We start from the raw sequence: 14,376 nt of genomic DNA on the forward strand, positions 1-14,376 counted from the left end.
GGCTCTGCAATGTCATAGAACCCTCTACGCCGGGATCACGGGCCGCCGGGGCGCTGGTCGTCGCGGCCGTTGCGACGGCGGAGGTAGCGCTCGAACTCCTCGGCGATCGCGTCGCCCGACGCCTCGGGGGAGTCGACGGTGTCGCGGGCCTGCTCGAGCTGCTTGATGTAGGCGGCCATGTCTTCGTCGTCTTCGGCGAGCGCGTCGATGCCGTCTTCCCAGGCGGAGGCGTCGGAGACGAGCGAGCCGCGGTCGACGACGACGTCGACGAACTCCTCAAGCCGGTCGAGCAGAGCGAGCGTGGCTTTCGGCGACGGCGAGTTGTGCACGTAGTGCGGCACCGACGCCCAGATCGCGAGGGTCGGGATGCCGGCCTTCTCGGCGGCGATGCCGAGAACCGAGAGGATGCCGACCGGCCCCTCATAGGTGCTCGCCTCGAGTTCCCAGAACTCCTGCACCGCGTCGTTGTCGCTGCCCACGAACACCGAGATCGGGCGGGTATGGGGCACGTCGGCGAGCATCGCCCCGAGGAACACGATGCCGGTGACCCCCGCCGCCTCGGCGGCATCGATGATCTCGCCGCTGAACGTCTTCCAGCCGCGCGACGGTTCGGTTCCGAGCAGCACGTGCACGCCGGCGCCGTCGACCGGGGCGTAGAGCGTCACGCTCGGCCACTCCAGCACCCGCTGGCCCTCGTCGTTCGTCGAGACGCTGGGCCGGTTGAACTGGTAGTCGAAGTAGTCTTCGGGCTCGATCTCGAGGCGGGGCACCAGGGAGAGGTGGTCACGCACCGCACGCACAGCCCCGCTCGCAGCCTCGCCCGCGTCGTTCCAGCCCTCGAAGGCGACGACGAGCACCGACCCCCCGCGGAACGGGTGCTGATCTCCCGACTCGGCCATCCCCCCAGGATAGGCCGCACCCGACACCTAAGCTGGTGCGTTGTGATCGCCGCCACCCCGCCATCAGCCTCCCGGCATCCCGCCGCCGTCCTGTGGGACATGGACGGCACGCTCGTCGACACCGAGCCGTACTGGCTTCAGGCCGAGAGCGATCTGGTGCACGCCGCCGGCGGGGTGTGGACCCCGGAGGACGGCCTCCAGCTGGTCGGGTCGGGGCTCGAACGGTCCGCCCTCATCCTGCAATCCCGCGGCGTCGACCTGAACGTCGAACAGATCATCGAGACCCTGACCGACCGGGTGCGCGATCAGATCGCCGACGCCGTACCGTGGCGCGCGGGCTCGCGCGAATTGCTCCGGGAGCTGAAGGGTGCCGGCATCCCCACCGCCCTCGTCACGATGTCGCGGCGCTACATGGCCCTCGACGTCGTCGCAGCCCTGGGTTTCGACGGGTTCGATGTCATCGTCGCCGGTGACGACGTGCAGAACGCGAAGCCGCATCCCGAGCCGTACCTGTCGGCCGCCGTGCAGCTCGGGGTGCCGATCACGGAGTGCATCGCGCTCGAAGATTCCGAGCCGGGCGTCGCGTCCGCGGTTGCCGCCGGAGCCACCGTGTTCGCGCTGCCGTTGCACATCCCGATTCCGCCGAGTCCCGCGTACCGGCTGCGCGAGACCGTGCCGACTCTCGCCGACCTCGTCGCGGTTCTCGCATGACTCGGGCTGACGCTGTCGGGCCGTTCCGGGCGGGGGAGCGCGTGCAGCTCACCGGTCCACGCGGTCGCCTCAACACGATCACACTCGAACCCGGCAAGATCTTCCACACGCACCGCGGAACCCTCGCCCACGACGTGCTCATCGGCCAGCCCGACGGCTCGGTGGTCTCGGCGTCGAACGGTGACGCGTATCTCGCCCTGCGACCGCTCCTTGGCGATTACGTCATGTCGATGCCCCGCGGAGCGGCGATCATCTATCCGAAAGACGCGGCGCAGATCGTCGGGCTCGCTGACATCTTTCCCGGGGCGACGGTCGTCGAGGCCGGAGTCGGATCGGGCGCGCTGTCGCTGTGGCTGCTGCGCGCGATCGGCCCCGACGGACGCCTCGTGTCGTTCGAGCGGCGCGAGGAATTCGCCGACATCGCGCGCGGCAACGTCGCCGGGTTCCTCGGCGAGGTGCCGGCCAACTGGGAGATCGCCCTCGGCGACCTCTCCGAGGCGCTGCCGGTGCGCGGCATCCAGGCCGACCGCGTCATCCTCGACATGCTCGCGCCGTGGGAGTGCCTGCCTGCCGTCAGCGCCGCGCTGGCCCCCGGGGGCGTGCTGCTCTGCTACGTCGCCACCGTCACCCAGCTCTCGCGCGTCGCGGAGGCGATCCGTGCCACGGGTCTCTACACGCAACCGGATTCGAGCGAGACGATGATCCGCGGCTGGCACGTCGAGGGTCTCGCGGTGCGTCCCGACCACCGGATGGTGGGCCACACCGGGTTTCTGCTCACCGCCCGCCGACTCGCTCCGGGCGCGGTGTTGCCGCCGCCCGCGCGACGCACCTCCAAGACCGAGTTCAGCGACGACGATGTCGAACTCTGGACCCCGGGGGCGGTGGGCGAACGGGTGAAGAGCGACAAGCGGATGCGCAAGGTCGCCCGCGAGGCCCGCGCGCTCGCCGACCGGGCGATGGCACCCCTCGACGACGATACCGACGGCAAGTAGAGAGCCTCTCGCCAAGTAGAGTGTCTGGCGTGCGTCGTTTCCCCCTTGCCCGGCCCCTGACGGCCGTCATCGCCGCTGTACTGGTCTCGGGTGCTCTCGCCGGATGTACAGGCTTCTCGATCGACCGCGGATGCGAGCCTGCCTTCCTGCCCGGTGACGCGTCGAAGGCCGTCACGGCTTCCGGCGACGTCGGCGACTCGCCGGCAGTGGAGTTCCCGACGCCGCTCATCGCCGAAGAGACGCAGCGTTCGGTGCTCGTCGAGGGAGAGGGAGCCCCGGCAGCCGCGGGGGCGATCGTGCGCGCCAATTACGTCTATTTCGATGGCTCGACCGGAGCTGCGGGCACCGAGACCACGGGGTTGTTGACCGCGAGCGATGTCGCCAAGAACCTCGGCCAGGCGCTGGAGTGCGTCACCGTCGGTTCCCGCGTCGTCGTCGTCGGACCCGCGACCGATCTCTTCCCCGACGTTCCCGAAGAGACCACCGACACCATCGTCGCTGTGCTCGACATCACGGCGATCTACCTGGGTAAAGCGAACGGCATCAACCAGCTTCCGCAAGACGGGATGCCCACGGTCGTCACCGCAGTCGACGGCACGCCGGGTATCAGCTCCACGTATGTGCCGGCCACCGACGAGCCGCGCATCGCCACCATCAAGGCTGGCGGCGGGGCGACTGTTGCCGAGGGCGACACGGTCGTGTTCCATGCCCGTAGCTGGGATTGGTCCTCGGGCTCGACGAACACGGTCACCGTCGGCGACATCAACTCGTGGGCCACCGGGTCGCCCTACCCGATCGTTCCGTCCGTCGAGACGTTGGGCGATGAGACCCTCGTCGACGCCCTCATCGGCGCCAAGGTCGGCTCACAGGTTCTCGTCGTGATCCCCGACCCGGAGACGCCGTCTTCCGCCACCGTGTACGTCCTCGACGTCCTCGGCATCCTCGCCGACGAATAGGGGATCGGACGTGACGGCGTGACACAGGCTGCCGTACCGGTCGAGGAGCGGCTCTTCAGTCTTGTTCTGGCGTTGTTGGCGACCGAAACCGGGCTGACCAAGAACGAGATCCTGTCGACCGTGCAGGGCTACCGGCAGCGGTACCAGTCCGGCGGCGACAACGCGAACCTCGAGCGCCAGTTCGAGCGCGACAAAGACGACATCCGCGACCTGGGCGTGCCGCTCGAGACCGTCGACTCTCCGGGGGACGCGGGCAACAACCAGACCCTGCGCTATCGCATCCCGAAGGGAGCCTACGAGCTGCCCGCGGACGTCACGTTCAGCCCCGAAGAGACGGCATTGCTCAATCTCGCGGCGATGGTGTGGCGGGAAGGATCGCTCTCGGGGGAGTCTCGCCGTGCGGTGCTCAAGTTGCGCTCGCTCGGAGTCACCGCCGACGAACCGTTGCTCGGGTACGCCCCCCGCATCCGCCTGCGCGACGCCGCGTTCGACCCGCTCGACGCCGCCATCCGCAAGAGCCTTCGCGTGCGCTTCCGGTACCTGAAGCCGGGGGAGGAGCGCGCCACCGATCGCGACGCCATCCCCCTCGCGCTCGTGCAGTATCAGGGGCGCTGGCACCTGTCGGCCGAAGAGCTCAACGGCGAGCGCAAGATGTTCCTGCTGCGCCGCATCGTCGGGGGCATCACGACCGGCAAGGCGGTCACGATGCCCGGGGGCGACCACGCGGCCGACGCGCTCGCCGGGCTCGAGGAGGTCTGGGAACGCAACGTCGCCGAAGTCGAGGTCGTGCCCGGCTCCGATGCCGCTACCCGGCTGGCGAATCGCGACGGTGCCGAGGTGACCGGCGACCGGGTGGTGCTGCACTTCGTCGACGTGAACATCCTCGCCGACGAGCTCAGCGGGTTCGGCCCCGAGGTTCTGGTGGTCTCCCCGCCCGCGCTACGGGATGCCGTGATCGAGCGCCTCCGAGGGGTGGTGGCCGCACATGGATAGACCCCGACCGCAGCCGGTCCAAGCGCGCGACAAGCTGGCGTTCCTGCTCGCCCTCGTGCCCTACCTCATGGACCACGACCGGGTCACCGTCACCGAAGCGGCCCAGCACTTCGCTGTCGATCCGCAACAGATTCGGGATGCCGTCAACCTCATCGCCGTGAGCGGACTGCCCGGCGACACCTCGGCATACCAGCACGACGACCTGTTCGACATCGACTGGGATGCCTTCGAGAACGACGATGAGATCGTGCTCACGAACCGCGTCGCCATCGACGATTCGCCGCGGTTCTCGGCCCGCGAGGCGTCGGCGCTCATCATGGGGCTGCAGTACCTCTCGGCCCTGCCCGAGTATGCCGACCGCGCCTCGATCGCCAGCCTCATCGCGAAGCTGTCCCGAGGAGCCTCCGGCGCTCTCGCTCCGGTGAGTGTCGGGGGAGCGGAGTCGTTGGAGAGTCTCACCCCCTCGATCGCGCTGATTCGCGAGTCGGTCGACAAGGGGCTGCAACTCGAGTTCGACTACCTCAACGCACGCGGCGATCACGAGCGCCGCCGGGTCGACGCTCTTCAGGTCGAATCGATCGACGCCGACTGGTACTTGCGCGGCTGGTGTCATCTGCGCGAGGCGGTGCGCACCTTCCGGCTCGACCGCATCTCTGACGCGGTCGTCACCGACGCAGCCATTGAGCACCGCGCGAGCGACGTGCGACTGCCGGAACTGTTCGAGGCCTCGCCCGACGATCTCGAGGTCGTCATCGACATCGAGGCCTCTGCGATGCCCCTGTTGGCCGACTTCATTCCCGACGGCGCGCGCACCAAGCCCGATGGCGGGCGCATCCGTACGACACTGCGAGTCTCGCACTTCCACGGACTGAAGCGCCTCATCGCGAGCATGCCCGGCGTCGTGACCGTCGTCTCGCCGCCGGAGGCACGAAGCGCCGTCGCCGAGTGGGCGTCAGCCGGAGTCGCGCGGTATCGCTGAGATACACTGATCGCAGTCCTGACGCCGAGACTTGAGGAGACCCGCGTGTTCACAACCATCCTTCTGGTGAACCAGTGGCAGACCTGGGTCATCATCCTGGTCGTCGTGCTCTTGCTGTTCGGCGCGACCCGTCTGCCGGCGCTCGCCAAGAGCCTGGGTCAGTCGGCGAAGGTCTTCCGCAAGGAGATCAAGTCGGACGACACCGACGAGACCCCGACGGCCGAGTCGGACCAACCCGCCGACAAGAAGTAGCCCGAGTGGCCGCCCCACGCCGGCGGAACCCCGAAGGGCGGATGTCGCTCGGCGAACACCTCGTCGAATTGCGCAAGCGGCTCACCCGCGCCGCCCTCGCGATCGTCGGCGGAACCGTCATCGGCTGGATGATCTACGACCTCACCTGGATCGGAGACGCCCTCGAACCGATTCTGCCCGGTGCTGCCGCGCTGTTGCGCGGCGAGGGGACGTGGAAAGCGCTGAGCGACCCGGTGTTCTCGATCGCCGCCGAGCAGGGACTGGATCCCGACAAGATCGCGATCAATTTCACGAACGTCACCGGCGCCTTCGACATCCAGTTCCAGGTGGCCCTCGCCGCAGGCATCGTGGTCTCGAGCCCGGTGTGGCTATATCAGCTGTTCGCCTTCTTCGTGCCGGGCCTCACCGGGCGCGAGAAGCGTTACACCCTCGGCTTCTTCCTCACCGCGGTGCCTCTCTTCCTCGCGGGATGCGTGGCCGGCTGGTTCGTACTACCCCGCATCGTCGAGGTGATGTTCCGCTTCGTCCCCCGGGATGCGACGACGTTCTTCGAAGCGAAGACCTACCTCGACTTCGTGCTCAAGTTGCTGCTGGCTGCGGGCGTCGCCTTCGTGCTGCCGGTGTTCCTCGTGTTGCTCAACTTCGTCGGCGTCCTCCGCGGTATCACGATCCTGAAGGGCTGGCGCTGGGCGGTGCTCGCGATCGTGGTGTTCACCGCCATCGCGACCCCCGCCACCGACGTGCTCTCCATGGTGCTGTTGGCAATCCCGATGACGGTGCTGTACTTCGCTGCAGTCGGCATCTCGGTCTGGCACGACCGCGTCGCCGACCGCCGGGCGACAGCTAGCCTGGTGGAGTGAGCGCTTCTGCCGAGTCGACTCCGGCTGAGCGCTTCGCCGCCGCGAAGTCCCGCCGCGGAACGCCTCGGCTCCAGGACTTCCGCGAGGGTCTGAGATTCGACCTCGACCCGTTCCAGATCGAGGCCTGTCAGTCGCTCGAGGCGGGGCGCAGCGTGCTCGTCGCGGCCCCGACCGGAGCCGGCAAGACGATCGTCGCGGAGTTCGCCGTGCACCTCGCGCTGGCTCACAACCGCGCGAAGGTCTTCTACACGACGCCGATGAAGGCGCTCAGCAACCAGAAGTTCTCCGAACTCACCGCCGAGCACGGTGCCGACAAGATCGGCCTGCTGACCGGCGACAGCAACATCAACAGCCAAGCACGGGTCGTCGTGATGACGACCGAGGTGCTGCGCAACATGCTTTACGCCGACAGCCCGCTGTTGCGCGACCTCGCCTACGTCGTCATGGACGAGGTGCACTACCTCGCCGACCGGTTCCGCGGAGCCGTCTGGGAGGAGGTCATCATCCACCTGCCGCAGGACGTGCGCATGGTGTCGCTCTCGGCGACCGTGTCGAACGCCGAGGAGTTCGGCGACTGGTTGCAGGCGGTGCGCGGCGACACTGACGTGATCGTCTCGGAAGAGCGCCCCGTGCCGCTGGAACAACACGTGTTGGTGCGCAGCAAGCTGCTCGACCTGTTCGAGACGTCGACGCTCGTGCACGGCGAGGGGAGCGACGCGCGAGTCAACCCGGAACTCACCCGGCTCACGGGGGCGTCGTCTCGTGCCGACAGCGGGTACCGGAGCAGCCACGGCGGACGGCCCGGAAGAAGCAAACGACGCGAGTTGGACCATAGGTCTCGACACGCCACCTCCGGTGGCTCCTCGACCAACGAGGATGCGACCCGATTGTTCGGCGACCGGATGGGGCGCGGTGACATCGTGAAGCTGTTGCGGTCGCGCAACCTGCTGCCCGCGATCTTCTTCGTGTTCAGCCGGGTCGGCTGTGACGCGGCCGTCGAGCAGGTGGCGCGGAGCGGCATCCGACTCACCGAGGGCTGGGAACGCGACGAGATCCGCGCCCTCGTAGAGGAGCGCTGCCGGGCCATTCCCGACTCCGATCTCGCCGTGCTCGGCTACTGGGGCTTCCTCGACGGGCTCGAGCGCGGCCTGGCCGCCCACCACGCGGGGATGCTGCCGATCTTCAAAGAGATCGTCGAGGAGCTGTTCCAGCGCAAGCTCCTCAAGGTCGTCTTCGCCACCGAGACCCTGGCACTGGGCGTCAACATGCCGGCCCGCACGGTGGTCATCGAGAAGCTGGAGAAATTCAACGGCGAAGCCCGGGTACCGCTCACGCCGGGGGAATACACCCAGCTCACCGGCCGCGCCGGTCGCCGCGGCATCGACGTTGAGGGCCACGCCGTCATCCAGTGGGCCGGGGGCGTCGACCCGCGCGCCGTCGCGTCGCTCGCGTCCCGGCGCACCTACCCGCTGCACTCCTCGTTCCGCCCGACCTACAATATGGCGGTCAACCTCATCCAACAGTTCGGGCGCACCCGCACCCGCGAGATCCTCGAGCAGTCGTTCGCCCAGTTCCAGGCCGACCGCGCCGTCGTCGATCTGGCGCATCGAGTGCGCAAGCAGGAGGAGGCGCTCAGCGGTTATGCCGAGGCGATGACCTGTCACCTCGGCGACTTCCGCGAGTACTCGTCGCTCCGTCGCGAGTTGGCCGACCTGGAGCGCAAGAACGCCCGCTCCGAGGGTCGAGGGCCGGGAGAGCACGAGCGGCGCGGCGACCGGGACCGTCGGCAACGGCAGATCGCCGACCTGCGCAAGCGGATGAAGCAGCACCCCTGTCACGCCTGTGCCGAACGCGAGGCCCATGCGCGCTGGGCCGAACGCTGGTGGCGGCTGAAGCGCGATACCGATCAGCTGCGGTCCCAGATCTCGGGACGAACCGGGGCCGTGGCACAGATCTTCGACCGGGTCACCGACGTGCTCCTCGAGTTGGGTTACCTCACGGCGTCCGAACAGCCCGGCGGTGGCGAACTGGAGGTGACCGCATCCGGCCGGGTCCTCATGCGCATCTACGGCGAACGCGATCTGCTGGTCTCGGAGTGCCTGCGCCGCGGCCTGTGGGACGATCTCGACGCGGCAGGGCTCGCGGCGCTTGCGAGCAGTCTGGTCTACGAGCCGCGACGCGAAGGATCGGATGCCGGCGAGCGGCTTCCGCGCGGGACCTTCCGTGCCGCCCTGGAGGCGACCGAGGCGGTGTGGGAGGAGATCCAGTCGCTCGAACTCGCCCACCGGCTGCCCGAGGGGACGGCCCCCTCGCCCGGCATGGCGCTCGCCACGCAGAGGTGGGCGCAGGGCGCGGCCCTCGATCTCGTGCTCCGGGATGCCGAACTCGCCGCCGGCGACTTCGTACGCTGGATGAAGCAAGCCGTCGATCTGTTGGATCAGATCTCGCTCGTCGCCGACGGTCCCGTGGGGCGACGCGCACGTCAGGCCATCGACAGCATCCGCCGAGGCATCGTCGACTACTCTGGGCTCTCGTGATGACCAACCTCGCTCCCGACCGCGCGGCCGGGCCGTCGCTTCGCGGTGCCCCCCAACCGGCGACCTTGCCACTGCTGCCGGCGCTCGTCGTCGCTGCCGGTGCAGGGCTGCTGCTCGACACCGCGTTTCCCGACAAGGGCTGGTGGTTCACCGCGTTTCCGGCCATCGCACTCGCCCTGATCGCGATGCAGGGGCGCCGGATCGGGGCGGCGATCCTCGTCGGGCTCGTCTTCGGCGGGACCTTCTACTGGCCGCACATCGAGTGGGCGTCGGAGTTCCTCGGCGTGTTGCCGTGGTCGGCCCTGGCCGGGGTCATGACATTGTGGAACGGCGCCGCGGCGGCCCTCATCGCACTCACCTATCGGTGGGTCCCGCGGGTGTGGGGCGGCGCGAAGGCCCGCCTGCTGCTGGTGCCGGCGGTCGTGGCCGGCCTCTGGACGGCGCGCGAGGCGATCGCGAGCGTCTGGCCCTACGGCGGGTTCTCGTGGGGGCGGGTTGCGTTCTCACAGTCCGACAGCCCGATCGCGCCGCTGTTCGCCTGGGTGGGGGTCTCGGGGGTGTCGTTCGCGATGGTGTTCGTCGTCGCGATGGCCGTCGCTGCCGCGCAGGAGGCGATCCGGAACCCGCGACAGAGCGTGGCACTCGGCGCGCTGGTGACGGTCGGCGCTCTGGTGCTCGTGGTCATCCCGCCGTGGACCGCGTTGCCGGGGACGTCGCCGGCGAACACGCCGACCCTGCGTGTCGGCGCGGTACAGGGAGCGACCAAGGCCGGATACTTCGACCCTCCCGACGCGTTCGGCGACAACCTCATCGCGCAGGTTGCGGCCACGGAACCGCTTTACAGCCAAGACGTGGACGTCGTCGTCTGGCCGGAAGGGGCGTCGGACGCGAACCCCCTGGCCTACCCCTGGGCGGCCGACCTCTGGGACGAGGTGTCGCGCCGCGCCGATGCGCCGCTGATCGGTGGCGCGATCACCACCCGTCAACTCGACAAGGTCGATGCGAACGGTGAGCCGGTGCCCGAGTACTTCAACACCGTCATGCTCTGGCAGGCCGGCGAGGGCTCACCGGAGTCGAGAGTGCTCGACTACTACGACAAGAAGCATCCCGTGCCGTTCGGCGAATATGTCCCCGATCGCGCCTTCTGGCGCCAGTTCGCTCCCGACCTCATCGACCTCATCCAGCGCGAATACACGCCGGGCACGACCGACTCGGTGTTCGACCTCGGCGACGGCGTGATCGTGGGCAACGCCATCTGCTTCGACATCGTCGACGATCAGCTGCTGACCGAGATGGTCGAACAGGGCGCCCAGATCGTCTTCGCCGAGACGAACAACGCCGACTTCGGACGAACTGACGAGAGCGTTCAGCAGCTCGCGATCGCGCGCATCCGGGCGATCGAGACCGCGCGCACCGTGGTGAACATCTCGACGGTCGGCACGAGCGCGATCGTATTGCCGGACGGAACGATCGACCAGCAGTTGCCCTGGTACGAACCGGGGGTGATGGTCGCTGACGTACCGTTGCTCACCACAGTGACGCCTGCGGTGGTGGTGGGCCGCCAGCTCGAGTGGCTCGCTGCGATCATCGGCCTCGCGGGGCTGCTGATCGCCGGCGTCGGTGTGCGGGGACGCCGAGCCCGACGCTGACCCGCTAAATGACTCGCTAAGCCGACTTCTTCTTCGAGTTCTTCGACGCCTCTTCGCCGCGGCGGGCGCGGAGCAGTGCGAGGCGTTCCTGCAACAGTTCCTCGAGCTCCGGGCGTGTGCGTCGTTCGAGCAGCATGTCCCAGTGCGTGCGGGGAGCCTTGGTCTCGACCGTCTCGGTCTCGACGAGCGTGCCATCTTCGGCGACAAGGCGACCCTCTTGACCGCTGCGCGGCGACTCCCAGGTCTCCGGGATCTCGGCATCGAAGGCGAACGTCACCTCGAACGTAGAGCCGTCATCCGTACGGTAGAGGCTCTTGCGGCGCGAGACGAACTCGACGCCCTCTTCGCTCTGGAGGCTCTGCGATCCGAGTCGCATGCCCCGCAGGTTTCGTTCTGCCATCGTGTGGCCTTCTTCCTGTTCCTGTGTGGCTCAAGTCAGGGGCGCGCGTTCGGTGGAACAACACCCGTGACAGGTATAACGACAGGCTGGCGTCAGCGATCCCCACGCACACCTGTTCCCAGTGCATTCACAGCCGTTGTCGGTCGGATGCGAAGGGGGTCGCGAGAAGGCCTCAGAAACGACGTCCGGAACGCCGCCTGAGGAGAGAAATCGCGAGATCGGCTCGATCACTCACGAGCCCGTCGACACCGAGGTCGAGCAGCCGCACCATCGACGGTTCGTCGTTGACGGTCCAGGCGTGCACCTCGACGCCGGCCGCGTGGAACGCGGCGATCGTGCGCGGCGTCATCGTCGACATCCGCAGGATCGAGAGCGGGAGCTGCACGGCGTGCACGTTCCTCAGGATGCGCCGCAGCACCGGCAGGCTACCGGGGCTGCGCGCCGCGCTGACGGCGGCGACGGCACCGCGCGACGAGATCGACGTGGCGACGCCGGGCAGGGCGCGAACGACCGCCAATCGCCGGACGGGGCTGAACGATCCGACCAGCACCCGATCGGTTGCGCCCGAATCCCGGATCGCGGCGACGGTCGGCGCGACGGCATCCGTCGACTTGATGTCGATGTTGAAGCGCGCGGTCGGGAAGGCGTCCAGTGCCTCGGCGAGCGAACAGAATCCTTGTCCCTCGCCGAGTGGGATGCGGCGCAACTCGTGCGACGTCAACTGGCCGACCCGCACCTTGCGTCCGGCGAGCCTCGTCAGGTCGGGGTCGTGACTGATCATCGCCACGCCATCCGCGGAGCCGTGCACGTCAGTCTCAAGGTGCGTCACCCCGACCGCGAGCGCCTTGGCGAACGCGAGCAGGGTGTTCTCAGGTGCCTCGAGCGCGAGCCCGCGGTGGGCGAGCACCCGCGGGGGAGCGGGGGTGAAGAACCCGCTATTTGGCTGAGGGGGTGTCACGAGGCGCGAAGAAACCCGGCGTGATCCCCTTCAGTGCCTCGGTGAGTTCGCTCGGAATGATCCACAGCTTGTTGGATTCACCGTCGGCGATCTTCGGAAGCGTCTGCAGGTACTGGTAGGCGAGAAGCTTGCTGTCGGGGTTGCCGGCGTGGATGGCGCCGAATACCGTCGTGATCGCTTCGGCTTCACCCTGTGCGCGCAGCACCTGCGCCTTGGCGTCACCCTCAGCGCGGAGGATCTCCGACTGGCGCGCTCCTTCGGCCTCGAGGATCTGCGACTGTTTCGTGCCTTCGGCGGTGAGGATGACGGCGCGGCGGTCCCGCTCGGCGCGCATCTGCTTCTCCATCGAATCCTGAATGCTCACAGGCGGGTCGATCGCCTTCAGCTCGACGCGTCCGACACGGATACCCCACTTGCCCGTCGACTCGTCGAGGACGACGCGCAACTGCGTGTTGATGTTGTCGCGGGAGGTGAGCGCTTCCTCGAGGTTCAGGCCACCAACGACATTACGAAGGGTGGTGGTGGTGAGCTGCTCGACCGCGCCGAGATAGTTCGCGATCTCGTAAGTCGCGGCACGGGCGTCGTTCACCTGGAAGAAGACGACGGTGTCGATCGAGACGACCAGGTTGTCTTCGGTGATCACGGGCTGCGGGGGGAATGAGACAACCTGTTCGCGCATGTCGACGAGCGGGCGAAGCCGGTCGATGAAGGGCACGAGGATGTTCAGGCCCGGGGAGAGGGTCTTGTGATATCTGCCGAGCCGCTCGACGATGCCGGCATACGCCTGAGGGATGATGCGGATCGACCGCGCGATGATCGTGAACACGAAGATGATCACGACCGCGACGACGATCCACAGGATCACCGTGCTGAAGATGTCGGCATCGCTCATGGAACCAGTCCTTCTTTTTGGGGTGCCGACGCGGGAACGACCACGGCGGTCGCGCCTTCGATGGCGGTGACGACGACGCGCTCGCCTTCGACGAGCTCGCCATCGAGTCCGTCGGCGAGGCGGGAGGTCCAGGTTTCGCCGTTGGCGAGTTTCACCTGGCCGCGCGCGTCGGCGAAGTCTTTGACGACGGTGCCCGTGAGACCCGGCAGGGCCGCGACGTTGCTCAGGGTCGGATCACCGCCCTTTCGGAATGCGCGCAAGAGCGGGGGGCGTACCACGAAGAGCAGCAGCAGCGCCAGAACACCGGCGATCACGACCTGCGCCCAGATCGGGGCTGGGAAGAAGCCGGCCACCAGACCACCGAGACTTCCGCCGGCGAGCATGAGAAACGTGAAGTCGAGGGTGAAGACCTCGATGATCACGAAGACCAGAACGAGGGCGAGCCAGAGGACCCAACCCCACTCGACCAGGAGCTCCGACATGTGTCGAAACTAGCAGACCGGCTAGTCTCGATGACCGTGAGTATCGACCCCGTCCTGCCCGCCGGATCCCTCTCTGGAAAGCGCGCCCTCGTCACCGGATCGTCCCGCGGGATCGGCGCCGACACGGCCCGGTACCTGGCTGCGGCCGGCGCGAAGGTCGCGATCAACTACCGCAACAAGGAGGCGCGAGCGCTGAAGCTCGTCGCCGAGATCGCGGATGCCGGCGGCGAGGCGATCGCGATCGGCGGCGACCTCACCGAGGCCGCATCGGTCGAGGCGATGTTCCGGACCGTGGGCGACGCCTGGGGCGGCCTCGACATCCTCGTCCTCAACGCCTCCGGCGGCATGGAGGGCGGCATGGCTGAGGACTACGCGCTGCAGCTCAATCGCGACGCCCAGGTGCGCGCCCTTGAGACCGCGCTGCCGTTGCTCGGCGACGGCGCACGGGTCGTGTTCGTCACGAGCCACCAGGCCCACTTCATCCACACCGTTCCGACGATGCCGGAGTACCAGAAGGTGGCGGAGAGCAAGCGCGCCGGTGAAGACGCCCTGCGCGAGCGCATCCCCGCGCTGGATGCCGCCGGCGTCGGCTTCGTCGTCGTCTCGGGCGACATGATCGAGGGCACCATCACGGCGACCCTGCTCGACCGGGCGCGACCGGGCGCGATCGACGCCCGCCGCGAGGACGCCGGCCGCCTCTACACGGTGAGCGAGTTCGCGTCCGAGGTCGCGCGCGCCGCCGTCGACCCGCTGCCGGAGGGCCGCATCCGCTACGTGGGCGATGTGAGCGGCTTCTTGAACCCGCACCGGTAGCGT

15 protein-coding genes are annotated in these 14,376 nt (G+C 68.2%); 10 read left to right on the forward strand and 5 right to left on the reverse strand.

The window, feature by feature from the left end; genetic code table 11:
* Window positions 1-35 precede the first annotated feature (35 nt).
* A complete protein-coding gene (locus WBL06_RS03080) occupies window positions 36-899 on the reverse strand; it encodes a proteasome assembly chaperone family protein (RefSeq protein WP_424454510.1) in 864 nt (287 codons plus the stop codon).
* A 42-nt stretch (window positions 900-941) separates the two neighbouring features.
* Here WBL06_RS03080 and WBL06_RS03085 point away from each other — a divergent pair, with 42 nt between their 5' ends.
* The 9 genes from WBL06_RS03085 to lnt are packed head-to-tail and all read left to right on the forward strand — an operon-like array spanning window position 942 to window position 10,828.
* Entirely contained in the window at window positions 942-1,610 is a 669-nt protein-coding gene (locus WBL06_RS03085) for an HAD family hydrolase (RefSeq protein WP_424454511.1), read from the forward strand.
* Window positions 1,607-2,602 carry a tRNA (adenine-N1)-methyltransferase gene (locus WBL06_RS03090; protein WP_424454512.1) on the forward strand — a complete coding sequence of 332 codons (996 nt, stop codon included), beginning with the start codon at window positions 1,607-1,609 and terminating at the stop codon, window positions 2,600-2,602. The genes WBL06_RS03085 and WBL06_RS03090 overlap by 4 nt, the downstream gene beginning before the upstream one ends.
* 29 nt (window positions 2,603-2,631) lie before the next feature.
* On the forward strand, window positions 2,632-3,558 hold the full coding sequence (locus tag WBL06_RS03095; RefSeq protein ID WP_424454513.1) for a hypothetical protein: 927 nt from the start codon (window positions 2,632-2,634) through the stop codon (window positions 3,556-3,558).
* Between the two features lie 18 nt (window positions 3,559-3,576).
* Window positions 3,577-4,551, forward strand: a complete 975-nt coding sequence (locus WBL06_RS03100; RefSeq protein ID WP_424454514.1) for a helix-turn-helix transcriptional regulator — start codon at window positions 3,577-3,579, stop codon at window positions 4,549-4,551.
* Window positions 4,544-5,530 carry a helix-turn-helix transcriptional regulator gene (locus WBL06_RS03105; RefSeq protein WP_424454515.1) on the forward strand — a complete coding sequence of 329 codons (987 nt, stop codon included), beginning with the start codon at window positions 4,544-4,546 and terminating at the stop codon, window positions 5,528-5,530. Before WBL06_RS03100 ends, WBL06_RS03105 begins: the two co-directional genes overlap by 8 nt.
* Before the next feature lie 45 nt (window positions 5,531-5,575).
* Entirely contained in the window at window positions 5,576-5,782 is a 207-nt protein-coding gene (gene tatA, locus WBL06_RS03110; protein ID WP_424454516.1) for a twin-arginine translocase TatA/TatE family subunit, read from the forward strand.
* Window positions 5,783-5,787: 5 nt separating this feature from the next.
* Complete coding sequence (gene tatC, locus WBL06_RS03115) at window positions 5,788-6,642, forward strand: twin-arginine translocase subunit TatC (RefSeq protein ID WP_424454517.1); 855 nt, start codon at window positions 5,788-5,790, stop codon at window positions 6,640-6,642.
* Window positions 6,639-9,179 (forward strand): DEAD/DEAH box helicase, encoded by a 2,541-nt coding sequence (locus WBL06_RS03120; protein WP_424454518.1) that lies wholly within the window; start codon window positions 6,639-6,641, stop codon window positions 9,177-9,179. Before tatC ends, WBL06_RS03120 begins: the two co-directional genes overlap by 4 nt.
* The gene (gene lnt / locus WBL06_RS03125; protein WP_424454519.1) at window positions 9,179-10,828 is read left to right on the forward strand and encodes an apolipoprotein N-acyltransferase; all 1,650 of its coding nucleotides are present in this window, start codon (window positions 9,179-9,181) and stop codon (window positions 10,826-10,828) included. The genes WBL06_RS03120 and lnt overlap by 1 nt, the downstream gene beginning before the upstream one ends.
* Before the next feature lie 16 nt (window positions 10,829-10,844).
* Here the strand turns inward: lnt and WBL06_RS03130 are convergent, their stop codons facing one another.
* The 4 genes from WBL06_RS03130 to WBL06_RS03145 all read right to left on the reverse strand — a co-directional run bounded on the left by WBL06_RS03130 (window position 10,845) and on the right by WBL06_RS03145 (window position 13,560).
* Entirely contained in the window at window positions 10,845-11,228 is a 384-nt protein-coding gene (locus WBL06_RS03130; RefSeq protein WP_424454520.1) for an RNA polymerase-binding protein RbpA, read from the reverse strand.
* Between the two features lie 172 nt (window positions 11,229-11,400).
* On the reverse strand, window positions 11,401-12,186 hold the full coding sequence (locus WBL06_RS03135; RefSeq protein WP_424454521.1) for a glycerophosphodiester phosphodiesterase family protein: 786 nt from the start codon (window positions 12,184-12,186) through the stop codon (window positions 11,401-11,403).
* Window positions 12,164-13,078: an SPFH domain-containing protein gene (locus tag WBL06_RS03140; RefSeq protein ID WP_424454522.1), complete on the reverse strand. Its 915-nt coding sequence runs from the start codon at window positions 13,076-13,078 to the stop codon at window positions 12,164-12,166. Before WBL06_RS03140 ends, WBL06_RS03135 begins: the two co-directional genes overlap by 23 nt.
* Window positions 13,075-13,560 carry an NfeD family protein gene (locus WBL06_RS03145; RefSeq protein WP_424454523.1) on the reverse strand — a complete coding sequence of 162 codons (486 nt, stop codon included), beginning with the start codon at window positions 13,558-13,560 and terminating at the stop codon, window positions 13,075-13,077. Before WBL06_RS03145 ends, WBL06_RS03140 begins: the two co-directional genes overlap by 4 nt.
* A gap of 30 nt (window positions 13,561-13,590) precedes the next feature.
* Here WBL06_RS03145 and WBL06_RS03150 point away from each other — a divergent pair, with 30 nt between their 5' ends.
* Entirely contained in the window at window positions 13,591-14,373 is a 783-nt protein-coding gene (locus tag WBL06_RS03150; protein ID WP_424454524.1) for an SDR family oxidoreductase, read from the forward strand.
* Window positions 14,374-14,376 lie beyond the last annotated feature (3 nt).

Source organism: Pseudolysinimonas sp. (genome assembly GCF_049651805.1).
Taxonomy (GTDB): Bacteria; Actinomycetota; Actinomycetes; order Actinomycetales; family Microbacteriaceae; genus Pseudolysinimonas_A.